Below are 16964 nucleotides of genomic sequence, written 5' to 3'. Positions count from 1 at the left end.
GGTCCAACAATCGGTTTCGCATTTCTCCCAAAGGATCGTCCCATATCCGTCCTGTTCAAGCCGCATTGATGCCCGCCTGCCATCGAATTCAGCAGCCTGGTATTCGGCGGTGTGAATGATGTAGCGGTCCCGGAGCGCCACCACGTTGAGCCGGACCAGTCCACGGCCGGGGCCCCGGGCGGTGTCCGGGTGGATCAGGTACGCGAGTGCCAGGTACGGGACCCCGGTACGGGCGGCCGCGGCCAGCGCCGCTCCGACCGCCGGGCCGAAGTGGGCGTCCATGTCCCGGTAGCGGCCCCACTCCCACTCGCTGCTCATCGGCCGGCCCCGGCCGGGGTGGGCAGGGAGGCGAGCGGGGAGCGCCGGCCCTTGGGGACGGCGCGCAGCGTGGGCCAGTCCACCTCGGGGTGGTCGTCGGGCAACCGGTCGATGTCCCCGGCCCGGTAGAGCGGGACGCGAACCGTGCCGCCGCGGGCCGCGCCGAACTTGACCCGCACAGTGCCTGTGGGGAGCAGCCAGCCGAGGCGGGCCATGTGGTCAAGGTCGGTGCGGCGAACGCCCAGGCGGGCGGCGGCCTGGTCCGGTCCGAGGGGCGCGGCCTGGTCCAGCAGCCGGCGCAGGTCCGGGCGGGCGGCCAGGGCCTCCACCTCGGCCGGGGCGAGCAGCAGTTCGTTGACGCGGTCGGACAAGGTGGTGAGCAGCCCGTCTTTCGCCAGCTCTACCAGTGCCGCCACGCTCACCGCCTTTGGGCCGCCGGTTCCGGGGTCCGGGTTGGGGGTGCCGAGTGCCTCGGCCAGCCGGGCGGCGGCCTGCCAGCCGTACAAGGGGCCGTCTCCCAGGCACGCGCGGACCGCCTCCACATCCATGGCTTCCACCGCCGCCCGCGACCACAGGCCCGGCCCGGCGTCCGGGGCCGGCACCACCCCGGAGGCCACCGCCCAGCGGAACTCCGGCCGCGGCACCGACAGCCGCCCCGCGGCCTGGTCCCGCTCGTACTCCAGTCGCTTCCCCACTGCTGCTCTCCCTCCGTCGCACCGCCCGCCCTGGGCGGTGCCGGAAACATGCCGGTACGTCCCGAAAAGTGTCAAGTACCCATCGGTTAGGCATAGTTGGGAGGTATGCACCCCTGCTGCGCCCGCGTACACGAGGGCAGATTCACTCGTCCGGAGTACCTCCAGCGCTACGACTTGCACACCGCTACGCGCAGGGGGCATCGCAGCGGTTCCGGGCGGGGGTTGCGCGGCTTGCCCTACACCTGCCAGCACGCCCGTTCAAGCCCTACCAGACAGGAAAACCCGCAGGTCAAAGCCTTGAAGGGCGGTTTCAGGGTGCCAACGATGAGGGCCGCCGAGCGGCACTTGCGGGGCTAACCCCCGCCTGCCCGAAAGTGCTGCCGACGTCACGCAATCAAGCGCGACGGGAGTGCCTTCCTTTGCACCTCTGCAACGGACACCGTGCAGCCCTGAAAGGACCCACCCACCATGCCCGCCCAGACTCCCGACCCGACTCCCGACCCGGCCGCCGAACCCAACCCCGCGCGGCACAGCCGGCGTTTAGACCGGATACGGCCCCTGGCCCGCCGACTGGCCCGCGAAGCGGCCGTGATCGCCGCACGCGCCGCGCTCGGCTACCTCCTCCAACAGACCGACCTGGCCGAGCACATCAGTGCCGTGCTCCACGCAAGCAGCCTCCTGCACGCCTTCCGCCGCCGCTGACCCCCGCGCCCTCTCCCAGGGCCCAGGGTCCCGGAAAGCCTGAAGCGGGGCCGCCACCGACTCGGTGGCGGCCCCGCTTCCGTTGCTCACAACACCCAGCCTGCAGAACGGCCACACCGTTCTGACCTGGGAAAACAGCCTGTGAGGCTCACAGCCTCACAGGTTCACGTCCATGTAGTCGATGTCCGTGAACTCCACCTGCAACCCGTCCGCGCGGCTCCCGCTGTCGCGGAAGTAGACCTCCCCGAGCCCGTCCGCGGCGATCTGCTGCAACTCGGCCTCCGAGGCCCCCGCGTCCTGGGCGGCCAGCAGCCGGCCCGCGTACTCCGGCGGCAGGTGCTGCGTGATCCGCCGCATCCGCCCGTCGTCCGACGTGCCGGGGGCCGCGGTGAACCCGAAGCGGGCCCGGGTCTCGATGACCAGGCCGGTCTGGGTCGCGGCCTTGTCCCGGGCGCGCTTGCGCACCAGGGGCTGCCACCGGCGCTTGACCTCGGTCTCCATCCGGCCCGCAAGATCGGCCTTGGGGCGCTTGATCTGGTCTTTCACGTACCGCTCGACGGTGCGCTGCGAGATGCCCAACAGGCCGGCTACGGCTTTGGTGGAGCCCTTGTGCTGCTTGACCAGGTACCGCATCTGCGCGCCCGCGCTGCGCGGGATCGGGCGTGTCCCGGCCGCCTGCGCGGCCCGTTCCAGGCTGTCTCCGACGATGCCCATGGGTCCTCGATTCTGTCCCGCGTGCGGGACACTTCTGCCGATCTTCGCAGCCGGGTCCGACAGGCCCGGCAGGGGGTTTGGTGTGAGGGGGCGGCGCGGCCGGAGAGGATGTGCACATGACGCGCCCGATGCTGACCCAGCGGGAGGCGGCCGCCGCGTGCGGCGTCAGCCGCTCCACCATCCGCCGCCGCCGTGAGGCCGGTGACCTGCCCGGTTGTGTGGAGGACCCCGCGCGGGGCTGGATGATCCCGGTGGACGCCCTGCTGGCCGCCGGGTTCCGCCTCAACGCCCCCTCACCGGCGGAGGACCCCGCCGCCGAGGCCCCGGCCGGCCCCGCCGAGGCCCCCGCCGACGGCGGCCCGGATGCGGCCGCCCTGCGGGCCGAGCTGGACCGGATCCGCGCGGAGCACGCCCTGGCCCTGGCCCACGCCGAGTACGGGCAGAAATTGGCGGAGGCCGAGGCCGAGCACCTGCGGGTGCAGCTGGCGGAGCGGGGCGAGCGGATCGCCGACTTGCAGCGGGCGGTGGCCGCCCTGACCCCGGCCCCGGAACGGGCCGCACTCACCCCCCGGCCGCAGGGGCCGGCCGTCCCCGGCCAGACCCAGGCCGAACCGGTCCCGGAGTCCGAGCCGCGCAAGCGGCGGTGGGGCTGGCGGTCCTGACCCGGTAGACAACGGCGGGCGGCACCCAGGGCCGGGTGCCGCCCGCCGCCATGTGCCGGGTCAGGACTGCTGGCCGTCCATCATCAGCTCGAACGCGTCCGCCCGGTATCCGCCGCGGATCCGCGCCGCGGCCGCCTTGCGGATCTCACCTGCGGCGGTCTGCCCGAGGCCGAGCCTGGTCATAATCTCGCTCAGCGGCACCAGGGCCAGCTGCGGCGGCTCTTCGGCCTGCTCGGGGACAACGCCGGCCGCGAGGAGCATCCGGGCCACCAGCCGCTCGGACCGCTCACGCGGCAGCAGCCGGGCGTAGTCCTCGGCCTGCTGCGCCCGCGCCTCCATCAGCGAGGCCTCATGCCGGGCCGCAGCCGCCGCCCGCTCCGCCTCCGCCTGGGCCGCCTCCGCGGCCGCCTTGTCAGCATCGGCCCGCTTGACCGCCGCGCGCTGGCGCCCGGCCTCGGCCTGCTGGCGCTCCGCCTCCGCCTCCGCCTTCAGCTTCACCGCGCGCTGCTTCTCCGCCTCCGCCTCGGCGCGCTCCGCCTCCGCCGTGTCCTCGGCCGCCTTCCGGCGCGCGGCCGCCGCCCGCTCCGACTCCAGCGCCTCCGCCTCCGTCTGGGCCAGCCGCTCCGCCGCCGTACGCCGGTGCTCCGCCACCGCCTTCGCGGCCGCCGCCGCCGCCTCCGCCTCCGCGCGGGCCGCCTCCGCCTCCGCAGCCGCCGTGCCCTTGCGCGCCGCCTGCTCATGCGTGGCGACCTCGATGTCGGCGTCGTCCGCCAGCTCCCGCAGCCGGTCCGCCTTGGCCCGCTCGCGCAGCCGCTCCGCCTCCGCGCGCTCGCGCTCCGCCTCGGCGCGGGCCCGCTCCGCCGCCTCCGCCTTCCACACCGCCGGGAGAGCCAGCGCCTGCTCCACGGTGTAGCCGCGGGGCGCCATCGTCATCGGGAGCAGCTGCACCTCCGACGCCTGCGACAGGTCCCCGTCCAGCTCCTGGGTCAGCCACACCCGGTAGCCCTCCAGCGCCTGCTCCCGCTCGACCATCTCCGGGTAGCTGCGCACCACGGCGAGCCGCATCCGCCGGTACAGGCGGGCCGTGCGGACCGGGGAGAGCACCCACCGGTGCAGCGGGACCCGGTCGCTGGCCGTGCCGTCCTCCAGCTGCGCAGCGTGCACGATCAGCCGGCGGGCGCCCTCCACTCCGACGACGAACAGGACCGGCATCAGGGCGTGCCACAGCATGCGGACCGGGCCGGCCACCACCGCATCCTCGGCTGCTGTCTTCAAGATGGCGCCCGAGGACGCGTTGATGATCACGGTGGCCGCGGTCATGGCGTGGGCGCCGAACCGCAGCAGCGGCCAGGGGATACGGCGGCCCGTCAGGTACAGGTCCAGGGCCAGGAACCCGATGATGGCGCCGTCGATGCCGACCGGGATCCAGGGGGCCAGCCACGGGGCGAACCCGGCCGCTTCGGCCATCGCGGCCAGCGTCGAGTACGACGCGGCGAACCCGATGATCGTGACCGGGATCATGCCCGCCAATGCGGCCACCGCGAGCAGCCGCGCGATCCTGCGGGGCACTGCGGATCCGGCCTGGGGGGTGGCCACCGTGGCCGGGTCCACGGGAGCGGTGGCCCCGGCCGTGGACACCCCCTGACCGGCCGCCCCCGGCCGACCCTGGCCGCCCAGACGCGGCGCGGCCGGAGTGCCCTCCGGCCGGACCGGAGCGGGCGGCCGTGGCCCCGGAGCGGCCCCGGCCGTGGCCGGAGCGGCCGGGGCCACGGCCTCCCCCTGGCCTACGTGGTGGCCATCCGTCAGCGTCGTTTCCATCCCGGCATCCTCCCCCGCCGGGTGCGGAGCCGGAGCACCGGCCCGCCCAACCGGAGCGGTGTCCGGTGTGGCCGGAGCGAGCGGGACGGGCGGGCGGGTCAGGTCGTGCAGCGTGTGGTGCGTGGTCATCGATACCTCCGAAGCAAGGTCATGGGCGGCGGGCCGGGAGTTCCCTCCCGGCCCGCCGGATGGAGCCGGCCGCGGTGGCTCGCCCGTACAGGGGTGCGCTTCCGCGGCCGGTGCCGGTCGGTCAGTTGCCGGACAGGTGGGCCGCGATGTTCGCGGCGAGGGCGGCGGCCACCTCCGACGCGGAACGGGCGGCCTCCGCGGCCGCCTCGGCGGCAATCCGGGCGGCCTCGGCCTGGGTCGCGGCCTGCGCCGCCGCAGCCTGCATCTCGGCGCTCACTGGGCACCCCCCACCACGAGGGCCAGCAGACGAGTGGTCCAGCCGCCGCACCTGCGGCAGGTGTACTGGCGCGCCTTGGTGTCCAGCTTCATCGCGCGCCCGTGACAGACCGGCGCCGTGTGGCGGGCCATCAGCGCTTGTCCTTCGGCGTACCGGCGACCGGCTTCTCCGCCGGCTTGTGGTGTCCGCCGCGGGAGGCCTGGTAGGTCGTCTCGTGCTGCGGGTCGGGCCGGGTACCCGGCGCCATGGGCATCGTCTTGCGAAGTGCCATGATGGGGACTCCTGTTCCGTGAAAACGGGATGGTGTGCCCCGGGGCGGCCGCCCATCTGCCAAGAGTTCGGCTGCCTCGGGGTGTCTTGTTTTTGGTGCTCCCGACCCCTCTCGGGGGCCGGTGTCTGGGGTGTCAGGGAAGGGCGTCAGGGCCCCTGTTAGGCCCCGTAAGGCGGCCGATAGAACCGCAGGTCACGGGGCCGATAGGGCCGTCTAACGGGCTCCCTGGGCCCGCCCCTGGGAGAGGGCCGGGGAAGGGGTGGAATCGGGGTCCAGCAACCCCCCGGAAATCAGCCGCAGAACGGCCGGTACGGGGGTGCCGGGGAGGGCCGGTGCGGGGGCCTCGGCGGGGGTGCTGGCGGGGGCCTCGGCGGGCCTCTCCCCGACCGCCTGAACGGGCACCCGGGCGGGGGCCGCCACGGGGGTCTCCCCCCGGGTCTGGACGGGGGCCTGGGAGCGGGCCGCGAGCAGGGCCGCCGGGGACATCCCCAGGGCCTCCGTCGCCGCGTCGAGCCGCAGCCCCACCCGGGTCGTGGGCGTGCCGTTGATCCGGTAGCCGACCTTGTCGGCGGTGGGCAGGCCAGCGCGCTCCACCCAGGTCCGGAACTCCCCCTGCTCCGTGCCCTCCGCCAGCAGCCCGGCCGCAACGGCGGAGGCCAGCACCACGTCCAGGTGCAGCCCCACCCGCCCGGCCGCCTCGGCCTCGGCCAGCGCCCCGACCACGTGCAGCAGCAGCGCTGTACCGCGGTCGGCCCCGCCAGCCTCCTCCTGCGGCTGTTCCTGGTCGTCGTCGCCCTCGGCGCCGGGGTCCTGGTCGCCCTGCTGACCGGCGATCAGGGCGGCCACGACCCACACGGCCGGGGCCGTGGTGAGCACGGTCGGCACCCATCCCCCGACCACCGGCCACAGGAAGAACGCGCCCCCGGCGGCGTAGCCGAGGTGACGCACACCGATCCTTCGGCGCATCTTCGGCTCCGGCGTCTTCTCCGCCTTCTTGGCGGGGGAGCCCTTGGCGGGCTTCTCCCCCTCGGCCGCCTTGGGTCCTTCGGCAGCGGCCTCCGGCACGGGCACGGGCACGGGTACCGGCTCCTTCGCCCATGCCAGCACGGGGGCCAGCATGCGCCGGTTGCCACGGCCGAACGCGTCCAGGCTGATCCCGTCGAGGTAGCGCATCACGCCCCCACGACGGAGCGCAGGAGCGCACCGGTGATGGTGACGGGCAGCGCCCACGCCGCACCGGCCGCGGAGAGAGCACCGGGCGCCGCGACCCCGCAGATCAGGTCCTTGAAGAACGAGGGCTTCGAGCCGAACGCGATCAGGACCAGGATCGCGGCGGTGGCGGCCGGCCCGACCGTGCCCACCGTGGCGGACTGGGACTGCATGGCGCTCTGGAAGGTCTCGGACACCGTGCCGACCTGCCGGAAGGCCTCACCGGCACCGGCGGCCAGGATCCCGATCGCGGCGCCCCAGTAGACGACGTGGTGGTCCTTGACCGGCTGGAACTTGCCTCCGCCCCGCTTGTACAGAAACAGGGCGACCATGATCACGAGCAGCGCGCCGCCCGTGCCGAACACTCCGAACATGGGGGACTCCTCAGTGATGGAAGGGGGAGAGGCCGAACAGCGGGCCGAGGCCGGACACGACGGCCAGCGCGGACGCGAACGGGATACGGACGATCACGGCGATCAGCAGGCCCACGCCGCGCACCTCGGACAGGCGCAGCGCACCCCGGCCACGGACCCGCCAGTCCAGGACCCACGAGGCGGCCAGGACCGCGTACGCCACCGGCCGGGGCGGCAGGGTCAGTGCCTGCACCGCGCCGAACGCGAACCCGAGGGAGGCCGAGGCGGCCGTCAGCAGCACCCACCGCCGAAACCGGCGGGCACGCTCGGAGTGGTGGACGCGGTACAGGGCGGTGTCACGGTGGCGCTGCGCGCGCTGCTCCTGGCGGTGACGGATCCGCCGCTGTACCCGCGTCTCCCCCTGCTCCTCAAAGTGGCGCTCACGCTCCAGGTGAAGGCGGTGGCGGCGCTCCTCGGGGGTCTCGGCCATGACCGCGCCGAGCCTGTCCGCGAACGCGGCCATGTCCGCGCGAGTGAGGTACGGCGACTCCTGCGCGGCAGTCTCGGCCTCGGCCGCCGGAACGACATCAGCCTCGGCCACGGCCGCGTCCCGGTTGATCATCTTCCGGCGGGCCGTCGCCCGTGCCCAGGACGTGGCGCTCACGACTGCACCCCGTTCCGCGGCCGTCGGCCGAACAGCCGGACATGCAGCGCCCGACGCTCCGACTGACGCAGACCCCCACGCACCCCGAGCACCTTGGACGGGGCGGAGCACTGCTCCAGGTCCCGGGCCAGGCACCAGGACTGCACCGGGCACCCAGCGCACACCGCCAGCGCCTTCCGCTCCGCCGGGGACGCCTCCCGCTCAACCGGGGTCAGCTCCCACGGCTCCGGGAAGAACACCTCCGGGTTCACGCTCGTGCAGGCCGGACCACCCGACCGCTCCCGGCGCACGGCCGGAGCGGGGGCCAGGTCCTCGTACTCCCACAGCCGGTCGAGCCAGTCCGCCGGACGGACCGCGGGCAGCGGGGGCACCCCGCGCACCGGGCTCACAGCTCTACTCCGAGCGCCCGCAGGCTCGCACGCACCCGCAGCTCATCCCCACCCAGACCCAACGCCTCCGGCGCCGCCTGCGGGAACTCGTTCTGTACGGCAGCGCAGCGCCGTGACGGTAAAACCGTCCGCGTCCCCACCACCGCGGGGCACCCGCCCCGCCCGGGGCGCCACCAGCGCCCCGCCTCTGCAACCATCACGACGTCGGCCTCTCTCCACGCATACACGGGCAGGTCCGACAGCCAGTCCGACGCTCCAACGTCGGGCTGTGTCGCGCGCACTCCAATGCGCCCGGCACAGGCGGCCCCCGGCTCCAACCGGGGGCCGCTCCAGCTGACATGACACGACGTTAGAGATCCGCCCCACAACTGTCAAGATGGTTTGCAGGTAGCTTGACGCATTCGACTCCGGGGGAGTACTCCTTGACACCGATAGCCTGTAATGACGCATCAGATCGGGAGGAGTGACACATGAACGCCAGTGCGATCGTGGCGGACATAAGGAAGGGGATCGCGGCAGGCGAGCACGCCTACGGCGCCCGTCTCCCCAGCGTGCGGGACCTGGCCGAGCAGTACGGAGTGAGCCAGCAGACGGCCTCCGCCGCGTACGCCGTCCTGTCTGCCCTGGGTCTGACCCGCACCGCAGCCGGCAGCGGAACAACTGTCGCCGCTGGTCCGTCTGCTGACGCCCACCTGGGCACGTACGCTCCGCCGGACCTCACGGCCGCCGAGGCATGGCGGCCCAACGGCTCCGGGGGCGAAGCCACGGAGGAGACCTACCTGGTACGCCAACTGACCGCGTCGGCCGCCCTGGCTGACTGGGGGTTCGCGGAGGGGACGGACGTTGTAGAGCGCCACCGCGTCCGCCGAGTCGGCGGCATCCCGGTGCAGCACAAGGTGACCGTGTTGGCGTACGCCGTGGCCTCAGCGCGGCCGGAGGGGTACGACGGCGTTCCGCCGATGCTGGCCCCGGTCGGTGCGCCTCCGATCCGGCCGCCGCACGGTACCCGGGTGGCTGACTGGCTCGGATGGGACGTGGACCGCACCGAAGCCCGAATCACAGCCGAGCCCATGGACCCTGCCGCATCCGAGGCCCTCGGAATGCAGGAAGGGAGCCCCGGATTTCGGGTCGTGAATATCACCCGGACCCCGGATGGGGAAACGCTGTATGTGACCGTGACAACCGCACCACTGCACCACCGAATCACGCTCGACATCATCGGCTGAAAGTCGGATGAGAGCGTGCAGAGAATTCCCATCTAGGGGAATCTCAAAGACACATATCTGTCAACAGTCCTCCTCTCCGCGTCAGACTAATTTCCGTCTGCACAGCGGAGAGGAGAACTGAGACGGAGCACAGAACACGAACTCACCGCCTCTCGGACACGAAATCGGCAGGCGGTTCATGGCATAAAACACAACGAGCCCCGCCATGATGGCGGGGCTCGCAGGTCCACCCCGGGTTCGCGGCCCGGGACGGAGAAGCACCTACGCACAGCAAGAACGGGAGGTGCGCTCACTGATGAGCGTACGTGTAGCAGTGCACCACACACCACATGGCCTCGGTCACGACGGCGGTTCCACCCGGTGGGACGTCTGCCTGGGCCTCGGTCGGGGGTGGCACCGTGGCGCTTGAGCCGATCCTGTGGGCGATGCACGACAGCCCGGTGAACAACACGACGGACCGGATGATCTTGTCGGGGCTGGCGGAGAAGGCCGACTCGGACGGCTGCAACGCGTTCCCCTCGCGGAAGACGCTGGCCCGGGTCGCACTGTGCGATGAGAAGACGGTGCAGCGCCGTCTGGGCTTCCTGCGGGAGCGGGGCTTGATCGCCTTGGGGGACCAGGAGGCGGCCCGGTACATCCCGGAGTACTCGCGGCCGAAGGTGTACGACCTGCTGATCCCGGCGGCCTGGTACGGGCCGGAACGGCTGGCCCGGGTAAATCAGGACCGGGGGCACAAGGGGCTGCCGCCGTTGACGGGGGAGAACCGCCCGTCTCTGCCGCCGGCCCCGCCCAAGGTGGAGCGCAGCGACAAGGGCAAGCCGCGCTCCAAGGGGGCCGCGAAGGAGCCGAATGGGGAGGGGGGGACTCTCAGTCCCCCCCTCCAAAGCGGGATGAATCAGACAGGGGGGGGGACTCTCAGTCCCCCCGGGGGGGGGGACTCTCAGTCCCGGGGGGGGGGACTCTCAGTCCCCCAACCCTCCCCAGTAACTCTCCCCACTCAAGAAACCCCCGCAGCGCCTTCGGCGCGTAGCGCCGCTGACGCCCGTAGGGCTAGTGCGGGTAGTAGCGCGCGAGGCGGCGTGGGCGGCTCCGCCGCGTCCTCCGGCGCTGGCGCGCCGCACCAGGGTTCGCGGCCGGGGAAGGGCAGCAAGACCGGGGGCGTCCCGTTGTCGGCCGAGGAGACCGCCGCAGCGGGGGAGCTGGCCGCAGCGGTGGCAGTGGTCGCTGCCGCCTGGCCCGCGGAGCTGGTGGCGCTGCTGCCCCCGTACGCCCCGCAACTCAAGGCGGTGCGGGAAGCGGTCCAGGCGGGTCTTGATGGCGGCCGGACCGCCGGGCAGCTGGCGGAGCGGGTGCGGCGGCGGTGGTGGCAGCACGGGTACGCGATGGACGCGGCGGAGGGCGGCAAGGGCATCGGTTCCGCGGTTGGTGTGGCGGTCGGCCTGGTCCGCCCGTCCACGGACTGCCCGGACCTGATGTGCGAGGACGGGACCGTCATCGACACCGGCCAGCCGTGCCGGACCTGCGCCCAGCGCCGTGAGGACCGCAAGGCTGCCCGGCGTCAGGGCCAGGTGCCCGGCCCGCGGGAGGCTGGTCCGGCTCCGGTGTGGTGGGAGTGCGAGGGCACGACTCCCGAGGGCCGGCGGTGCGAGGCCACCGGCAAGGGCACCCGGCCCGAGGACGGCCTGTGCTGGGTCTGCCACGACCGGGCCGAGGCCGAGGCGATCGAGCAGGCCACGGCCGGCCTGCGGGCCGAGCGGGACGCGGAGTACGCCGCCCAGGCCGAGCGGGCCAAGGCGGCCGCCCAGTGGGCGCTGCTCCTGGACGACGCGTACGCCGAGGACGCCGAGCGGGAAGCGGCCAAGGACGCGGCCGTACGGGCCCGGCGCGCCGCCGAGGCCGAGGAGACCCGACGCCTCCGGGAGCAGTGGGCCCGGGAGCACCCGGAGTTGGCCGCCTACGCCCAGCAGCCCGAGCAACCGGCCGCCACCGCCCCGTTCTAGCCGCTGTACGCCCCGCTGAGCGCCTTACAGCCCGTTCCGGCCCCTCCGGTTGCAACGGTTCCTGAACGACGCTCAGCGGGGCGCCTGTGGCTTTCTGTTGTGGACGATGTCTGGATGACGGTCTCTCATGGCCCCGCCAGCTCCCGCCCGCAGGCTCCTCCCGCGTCCACCCCCCCACCCCTCTCAGATGGAAAGTCTGGCTACTCACCAGTTGCAAAACGGCCGCTGAACAGCGCAAAGGCAAGCGGCCGCCGGAGTTCGGTTCCCCCCTTGCTTCCCCCGCCACGTTCCCCCGATGAGTACCTCCCCTTGATTCCCCTGATGGTTCCCCCGATGTTTCCCCCGGAGTGCTGGCCAGCTGAGACCTGACTGGCCGCCAACGCGTGCCGGGCGTGACGCGTACCGCGCGTGCCGTGCGCGTGCGCGGGAAGCGCCCGCCGGATCATCCGCCAGGGGCCCGCCAGGCGTCCGCCGGGCGTCCGCCAGGCGTTCGCTGGTTGGCGGACGCCGGCGGCGTCTCGGCGGCTCTCTGGCGGATGGCCCGGCTGTCCTGGGGGGAGCTGGCGGGGCGGGCCTGACAGCTGACATGTCGGACCGGGCGCTGACCTGGGACGGGGTGGCGCCTGGTGGTGGGCGGCGGTGTCAGTGTCAGGTGTCTGCCGTTGTGCGGCTTGGGCAAGCCTGGTCCCGGCGTGGGCCGGAGGGGTTGCACCGGGAGGGGGCTGGAGGGTTGCACGTAGAGGTGCACTAGGGGTTGCACCGCAGGTGTGACCGTGAGTGGGACCCCCACTTTTGCGATCTTGAGCGTTGTGCCTGGTCAGGCCCGTTGGGCAAGCCTGGTAGCCGCGCCGACACCTCTTTGCACGCGATAGCCGTGCACAGAGGTCGGGTCCTGGCCGGGGTGGCGCGCGCGGCCGGTTCACCCTGGCCGGGCGGCTCCTGTGACTGGTCCTGTGCTGCGCGTTACGGTGCGGTGATCAGTTCGCGACTGCACGGGGGTGGCCCGATGGTGACGGCTCGACAGCGGCGGCGTGCGGCGGCCCTGGGAGGCGCTGTGGCGCTCGCTTGGGCCCTCGCCGGATGCGGGGGAGGAGCGGGCGACGGGAAGCCGTCTGCGGCCCCTGTGGCGGCCTCGGCGCCGGGTTCGGCGGGAGCGTCGGCGAAGGCCTCGGCCGATCCGCAGGCGGCGGAGAAGGCGGCGGTGCTGGCGGCGTACGCCTCGATGTCGGCGGAGCAGCTGAGGGCGTACCGGGCGGCTGACGCCAAGGGCACCGATCTGGAGAAGTACGCGACGGCGGAGGCGCTCGGGCAGATCCGCAACGACCTGGCCCGGATGCAGGAGGCCGGGACCGTCGTGCGCGGTGACATCGGGCACCGGGCGGAGGTGACCGCGCTCGACCTGGACGCCAAAACGCCCAAGGCCACCCTGTCCGACTGCGTGGACCTCTCGAAGTACGAGACGTTCGACAACAGCGCCCAGAAGGTGATCCCCCTGCCGACGGAACAGCCCCTGCGCTACGTCATGACCGCGACCGCGGAGCGGTGGGAGGGCCGGTGGATGGTGACGGCCATCAACCCGCTGGGCGGCCCGACGTGCTGAGCAGGGCGGCCGCGGCCGCCCTGCTCCTGGCGGGCGTTCTCGCGCCGGCCGCGCAGGCGGCCGACGGGCCGGGCGGCGGCGTCTGCCGGGGCGCGACGATGTTCGTGAAGGTGTGCGCGCAGGACGGGAGCAGCCGGCCGGGGGCGGGCGGGGCCCGGCCCGCCGGCACGTCCGGCGGCGGAGGCGACTCCGGGCCCTCGTGCACATACACCCGGCTCGTTCCCCAGCCTCCGCCGGACAACAGCGCCTGGCAGGGGCACCAGTACACGGGCGAGAAGGGCGCGGTGTACGGCGTGAACTGCCCCGACCGGCAGGGCGCCTACATGGTGTGGATCGCGGACGGCCAGGAGCCGGCCGCGCCGCGGATCGACCCGGAGACGCTGGCGCGGCAGGCGGCCGACTCCATGAAGCTCGCGGGCCCCGCCGTCGCCAGCCCCAGGGCGGCCGGCACGTACGTGGTCGGGATGCCGATGTGGATGTGGGTGGACCCGAGCCCGACGACGTTCGGGCCGAACACCGCGTCGGCCACGGCCGGCGGCGTCACGGTCACCGCGACGGCCAAGGTCTCGTCCATCGCGTGGAACATGGGCGACGGCACCACGGTCACCTGCACCGGGCCCGGCACCCGCTACGACGCCTCGATGGGCAAGGCGTTCTCCCCCGACTGCGGCCACCGCTACACGCGCCCGTCCTCCACGTCCGGCGGGAAGTACGCCGGGACGGCGACGGCCACCTGGACCGTGCGGTGGCAGGCCCCGGCCCTCGGGGACGCCGGATCGTTCACCGAGGCACGCCAGACCCCGTTCACCGTGGACGTCCACGAGGTCCAGGTCCTGAACTGACGACGGCCGGGGTGGGCAAGCCTCGGGGGGTCCTGGGCAAGCCCTTGCGGGTGTTGGGCAAGCCCCCCTTGCTGCTGGGCAAGCCCCGGTGGGCAAGCCCCCCTTGCTGCTGGGCAAGCCCCGGTGGGCAAGCCCCCCTTGCTGCTGGGCAAGCCTGCTGTGCCCTGGTCAAGCAAGGTCGGTGAGTGAGTGGTGAGTGGTGAGTGAGTGGTGAGTTCGCTTTAGAGCCTTGACCTCCCGGTTTGTCCCTCATGGTCAAGGGGGTGCCCGGTCACGGTCCGTGGTGTGTGGTCCGCACGGTGCGGGCCGGTGAGTGGACCGCGCACCCGTCCTGGCCTGGGGGAGAGGCGGGGTGCGCGGCCGCACGGTGCGGTGCGCACCGTGCGCGGGTCAGCCGCTGTCCGCCGCGTTGCCAGGGCCGAGAATCCGCCGGCTCCGGGCGGCGTCCTCGCGGTCGGCGGTCCCGGCCCGGACCGGTCCGGCCGCCTCGGGTCCCTCGGCGGCGAGACGGGCCCGGCGCGCAGCCGAGGGCTGCGCCGGGGGAGTAGCGGGGCGGGGGCCGGTGCCCAGAGGGCGGCGCTCGATCATCCCGCCAGTGTGACTCGGGTGCTCCCGAGGGCCGCGTCCTGACCACACCGGGCGGCCACAAGGCACGCATCGGTCCTCGAAATCTTCTCCCCCGACGTGAAGGTCAGGAGAGGCAGCAACGCCGAGCGCGACGACGAGGCCAACGGTTGTAGCTTTCGAAAGATGGCGCTCCGCACTGCGGGGCGGCCTGCTCGGGTGTCCTCGATGAACCGATCACGTGGTTCGTGGCAGTGATGGTGGCATCGACTCCTTGAAGTCGTTGCAGCCAGGACGCGTCTGCCTTCGTGGACATGGAGGCACTGCTTTCGGTACCGCTTACGGCCCCTCACCCCTTGCTGAACAACAGAGGCGAGCTTTTTTGTCGATAGCTCGCACCAAACATAGGTTCGAATGAGCGGCGTGCTTTGGGGCGATGGTCTGGCGCGCTGTTGGTGGTGTGACCTGCGTGTTGCATGGAGCGGCTGCTCTGGATGCAGGGTTGCGACATGGTGTTGTTGTGGCGCGACACGCGGAGCGGTGTAAATCCGCCGCAACCCAAGATCTAGTGGTTGGTTAGGCGGCGCCACCCAGAAGTTGTGGTCCTCCGCAGCCCGGGTTTCTGAACTGCTCGTAGAATGAGGTCACTTACAGGGGCTCCCTCCTGTTGCTTCGCCGAGTCGCGGTGAAGGCCCAGCTCATGGGCGTCCTGGGAGCACCTGGAGGTCAGAATGGCGAACGCGCTGGAGAACAAGGAGCGGAACGAGAGGCGGCTGTCGCTGCGACAGGCGTTGATCGACTGGTCGGCGGTCGTGCCGGTGCTCGTCAAGCTGGTGGAGTGGGTGGTGCAGAACGTCTGACGGCGTTGTGGACCCGGACGTACGGCAGGAGCTCAGCAATGAGCCCGGCCGAGTGATAGACGGCCGGGCTCAGTAGCTGCGTCACCTGCGAGGGAGGGCCTGATCTGGTTGCACCCAGGTCGGGCCTTCCCGTGCGTCGGGCGGTGCCTGACGCGGATCGGTTGACACATATAAGTTTACGCGAGGCAGGTCCCCGGGCCTACCCTCCCACGCTCGCAGACACGGCGGCCTCTTGGCGCTCCTGGGGGTGCTTCCAGCATCTTTTCCCAGATCCGAGCGGTGTAGGCGCTACGTGGTCGTGGTGCACGGCCGGTGCCGGCGCATCCGCGGGGGACCCCCTTGTCCGTTCTCCCGTGTGCCCCCGGGCCAGTGCCCCCTGGACGTCCTGACGGGAGCGTTCGGGCTGGGGTGCTGGGTCCCGGCCGCCCCTCCGTTGGCCGGGACCCGCATGGCTGCTGTTGCTACTGACGCCGCCGGAAGAGGGCGACCAGGGCCACGTAGAGGGCGCCGGTGCCCAGGGAGGTGTCCGCGGGGTCGGCCAAGGAGGGCGCCAGCTTGATCAGGAGGCCCGCGCCGATCACAAGGACGGCGCCGAGGGCCAGGAGGAGGAGGTTGCGCTGGCGTCGCAGCCGGGCCAGCTCCTGCGCGTCGGTCTCCGGGGGCTGGGGGGCCTGGGAGGCCGGGGTCGTGTTGGCGGTGGTCATGGTGGTGGTCCTTTGGTTGGGCCGGCGCGGTGCCGGGCTTGGTGGATGGAGCGAGGGCAACTGTGCGAGGGGCGGCCAGGCGGGTCGAGTTCTCGCGAATTTCCGTTCCGTGCCTGGTCAGAGGCCTTGGGTCGCAGATTCGCGAGGGCTTGACACGGGGCTGTCTGCTTCGCTGGGTGGAGGTTGCCTCGGGGGTGCCCAAGCCGCGCAAGTCCCGCCGTCACCACCTGCCGTGAACCTCCCGCGGCCCGGTTCGCCTGCCCGACGGATGGCCCAGTTGGTATTTCAGCAAGTGCTCGTCAGGGTTGAATTCATCGGGGAATTCAGGGGTCTCATACGGGGCCGAGAGTGCTTTATTCAGCGACACCTTGAATTCCCAATACCTGTCTGACGCTCCGTCAGGTTGGTGTGTTTTGGTGGTTGGTGGGGTCTGGTGCCCAAGGTCCGGAGCTGTGTGTGGGGTTGTGGGGCTCGTTGTTGTCGGGGTTGACCCTGGGGGAGTGTCCGCAGTTCAGAGGCCTTCTGGTGGGCGTTCAGGGGTGTTGAGGGGCAGGGTTCCGGGGTCCGGTCGTGACCCGTACCCCGGGCACTCGGCCCGAGCCTGGGGGAGTGGGACAGTCTTGATGGGGTTGACACCCTTGGTTCTCTGTCTGCATCCTGACTGAGCGTTACCAAATCCAAAGCGGCACTTTGACTCCCGGCCCCCGCTACCGGCCTCCGTTGCCAGCCGCCCGCGAAGCGGGCCAGGACCGGGGAGCGAAGCGGACCGGGCCTCACAGCCCAGTAATCCCAAGGGGGAGCGCAGCGAACCCGCCCCACCCACAGGGGTCTGAAGCGCAGCGGAAGACCCCGCGGCCAAGCCCGCGAAGCGGGCGCCGGCCCACCCCGCGCGAAGCGCGGGGCCTCACACTCCGTCACCAAGGGCGCGCAGCCCCCGTCTTCCCTTCCAGAGCGCGCAGCGCTCTGG

At 72.4% G+C, this 16964-nt stretch carries 19 protein-coding genes; 6 read left to right on the top strand and 13 right to left on the bottom strand.

The annotated features are described in order from the left end of the window. The 3 genes from OG295_RS42010 to OG295_RS42000 all read right to left on the bottom strand — a co-directional run. On the bottom strand, positions 1-318 hold a 318-nt coding region (locus tag OG295_RS42010; protein ID WP_371681603.1), incomplete at its 3' end, for a hypothetical protein. Continuing rightward, on the bottom strand, positions 315-1013 hold the full coding sequence (locus OG295_RS42005; protein ID WP_371681602.1) for a hypothetical protein: 699 nt from the start codon (positions 1011-1013) through the stop codon (positions 315-317). The genes OG295_RS42005 and OG295_RS42010, both read right to left, overlap by 4 nt. An 858-nt stretch (positions 1014-1871) precedes the next feature. Beyond that, positions 1872-2429 (bottom strand): XRE family transcriptional regulator, encoded by a 558-nt coding sequence (locus tag OG295_RS42000; RefSeq protein WP_371681601.1) that lies wholly within the window; start codon positions 2427-2429, stop codon positions 1872-1874. Between the two features lie 116 nt (positions 2430-2545). Between OG295_RS42000 and OG295_RS41995 the strand changes: the two genes are divergently transcribed. Then, positions 2546-3091 carry a helix-turn-helix transcriptional regulator gene (locus OG295_RS41995; RefSeq protein WP_371681600.1) on the top strand — a complete coding sequence of 182 codons (546 nt, stop codon included), beginning with the start codon at positions 2546-2548 and terminating at the stop codon, positions 3089-3091. A 60-nt stretch (positions 3092-3151) separates the two neighbouring features. On the opposite strand, the gene OG295_RS41990 is transcribed toward OG295_RS41995, so the two are convergent. From OG295_RS41990 to OG295_RS41955, 8 genes are all read right to left on the bottom strand, one after another. Beyond that, positions 3152-4909, bottom strand: coding sequence for a DUF2637 domain-containing protein (locus OG295_RS41990; protein ID WP_371681599.1), 1758 nt, complete (start codon positions 4907-4909; stop codon positions 3152-3154). Between the two features lie 250 nt (positions 4910-5159). After that, positions 5160-5315 (bottom strand): hypothetical protein, encoded by a 156-nt coding sequence (locus OG295_RS41985; protein ID WP_371681598.1) that lies wholly within the window; start codon positions 5313-5315, stop codon positions 5160-5162. Next, positions 5312-5446, bottom strand: coding sequence for a hypothetical protein (locus OG295_RS41980; protein ID WP_371681597.1), 135 nt, complete (start codon positions 5444-5446; stop codon positions 5312-5314). The genes OG295_RS41985 and OG295_RS41980 overlap by 4 nt, the downstream gene beginning before the upstream one ends. Beyond that, positions 5446-5586, bottom strand: coding sequence for a hypothetical protein (locus OG295_RS41975; protein WP_371681596.1), 141 nt, complete (start codon positions 5584-5586; stop codon positions 5446-5448). Before OG295_RS41975 ends, OG295_RS41980 begins: the two co-directional genes overlap by 1 nt. 213 nt (positions 5587-5799) lie before the next feature. Then, positions 5800-6759, bottom strand: coding sequence for a hypothetical protein (locus OG295_RS41970; RefSeq protein ID WP_371681595.1), 960 nt, complete (start codon positions 6757-6759; stop codon positions 5800-5802). Continuing rightward, a complete protein-coding gene (locus OG295_RS41965; RefSeq protein WP_266360671.1) occupies positions 6759-7169 on the bottom strand; it encodes a hypothetical protein in 411 nt (136 codons plus the stop codon). The genes OG295_RS41970 and OG295_RS41965 overlap by 1 nt, the downstream gene beginning before the upstream one ends. Before the next feature lie 10 nt (positions 7170-7179). Beyond that, complete coding sequence (locus tag OG295_RS41960) at positions 7180-7812, bottom strand: hypothetical protein (RefSeq protein ID WP_371681594.1); 633 nt, start codon at positions 7810-7812, stop codon at positions 7180-7182. Further along, positions 7809-8201 (bottom strand): WhiB family transcriptional regulator, encoded by a 393-nt coding sequence (locus OG295_RS41955; protein WP_371681593.1) that lies wholly within the window; start codon positions 8199-8201, stop codon positions 7809-7811. Before OG295_RS41955 ends, OG295_RS41960 begins: the two co-directional genes overlap by 4 nt. Positions 8202-8671: 470 nt before the next feature. Between OG295_RS41955 and OG295_RS41950 the strand changes: the two genes are divergently transcribed. The 4 genes from OG295_RS41950 (at position 8672) to OG295_RS41935 (ending at position 13869) form a co-directional block, all read left to right on the top strand. Then, entirely contained in the window at positions 8672-9427 is a 756-nt protein-coding gene (locus OG295_RS41950; protein ID WP_371681592.1) for a GntR family transcriptional regulator, read from the top strand. A 1211-nt stretch (positions 9428-10638) separates the two neighbouring features. Then, the gene (locus OG295_RS41945) at positions 10639-11427 is read left to right on the top strand and encodes a hypothetical protein (protein WP_371681591.1); all 789 of its coding nucleotides are present in this window, start codon (positions 10639-10641) and stop codon (positions 11425-11427) included. Positions 11428-12481: 1054 nt separating this feature from the next. After that, positions 12482-13027 (top strand): hypothetical protein, encoded by a 546-nt coding sequence (locus tag OG295_RS41940; protein ID WP_371681590.1) that lies wholly within the window; start codon positions 12482-12484, stop codon positions 13025-13027. Continuing rightward, a complete protein-coding gene (locus OG295_RS41935) occupies positions 13021-13869 on the top strand; it encodes an ATP/GTP-binding protein (RefSeq protein ID WP_371681589.1) in 849 nt (282 codons plus the stop codon). The genes OG295_RS41940 and OG295_RS41935 overlap by 7 nt, the downstream gene beginning before the upstream one ends. A 390-nt stretch (positions 13870-14259) precedes the next feature. Here the strand turns inward: OG295_RS41935 and OG295_RS41930 are convergent, their stop codons facing one another. Next, positions 14260-14457, bottom strand: coding sequence for a hypothetical protein (locus OG295_RS41930; protein WP_371681588.1), 198 nt, complete (start codon positions 14455-14457; stop codon positions 14260-14262). A 707-nt stretch (positions 14458-15164) separates the two neighbouring features. On the opposite strand from OG295_RS41930, the gene OG295_RS41925 reads away from it, so the two are divergent. Next, on the top strand, positions 15165-15293 hold the full coding sequence (locus OG295_RS41925; RefSeq protein WP_371681587.1) for a hypothetical protein: 129 nt from the start codon (positions 15165-15167) through the stop codon (positions 15291-15293). Between the two features lie 461 nt (positions 15294-15754). Here the strand turns inward: OG295_RS41925 and OG295_RS41920 are convergent, their stop codons facing one another. Then, positions 15755-15997, bottom strand: coding sequence for a hypothetical protein (locus tag OG295_RS41920; protein ID WP_371681586.1), 243 nt, complete (start codon positions 15995-15997; stop codon positions 15755-15757). Positions 15998-16964: the final 967 nt, after the last annotated feature.

The organism is Streptomyces sp. NBC_01276, assembly GCF_041435355.1.
Taxonomy (GTDB): Bacteria; Actinomycetota; Actinomycetes; order Streptomycetales; family Streptomycetaceae; genus Streptomyces.
This window is presented reverse-complemented; position numbering and strand designations above follow the sequence as displayed.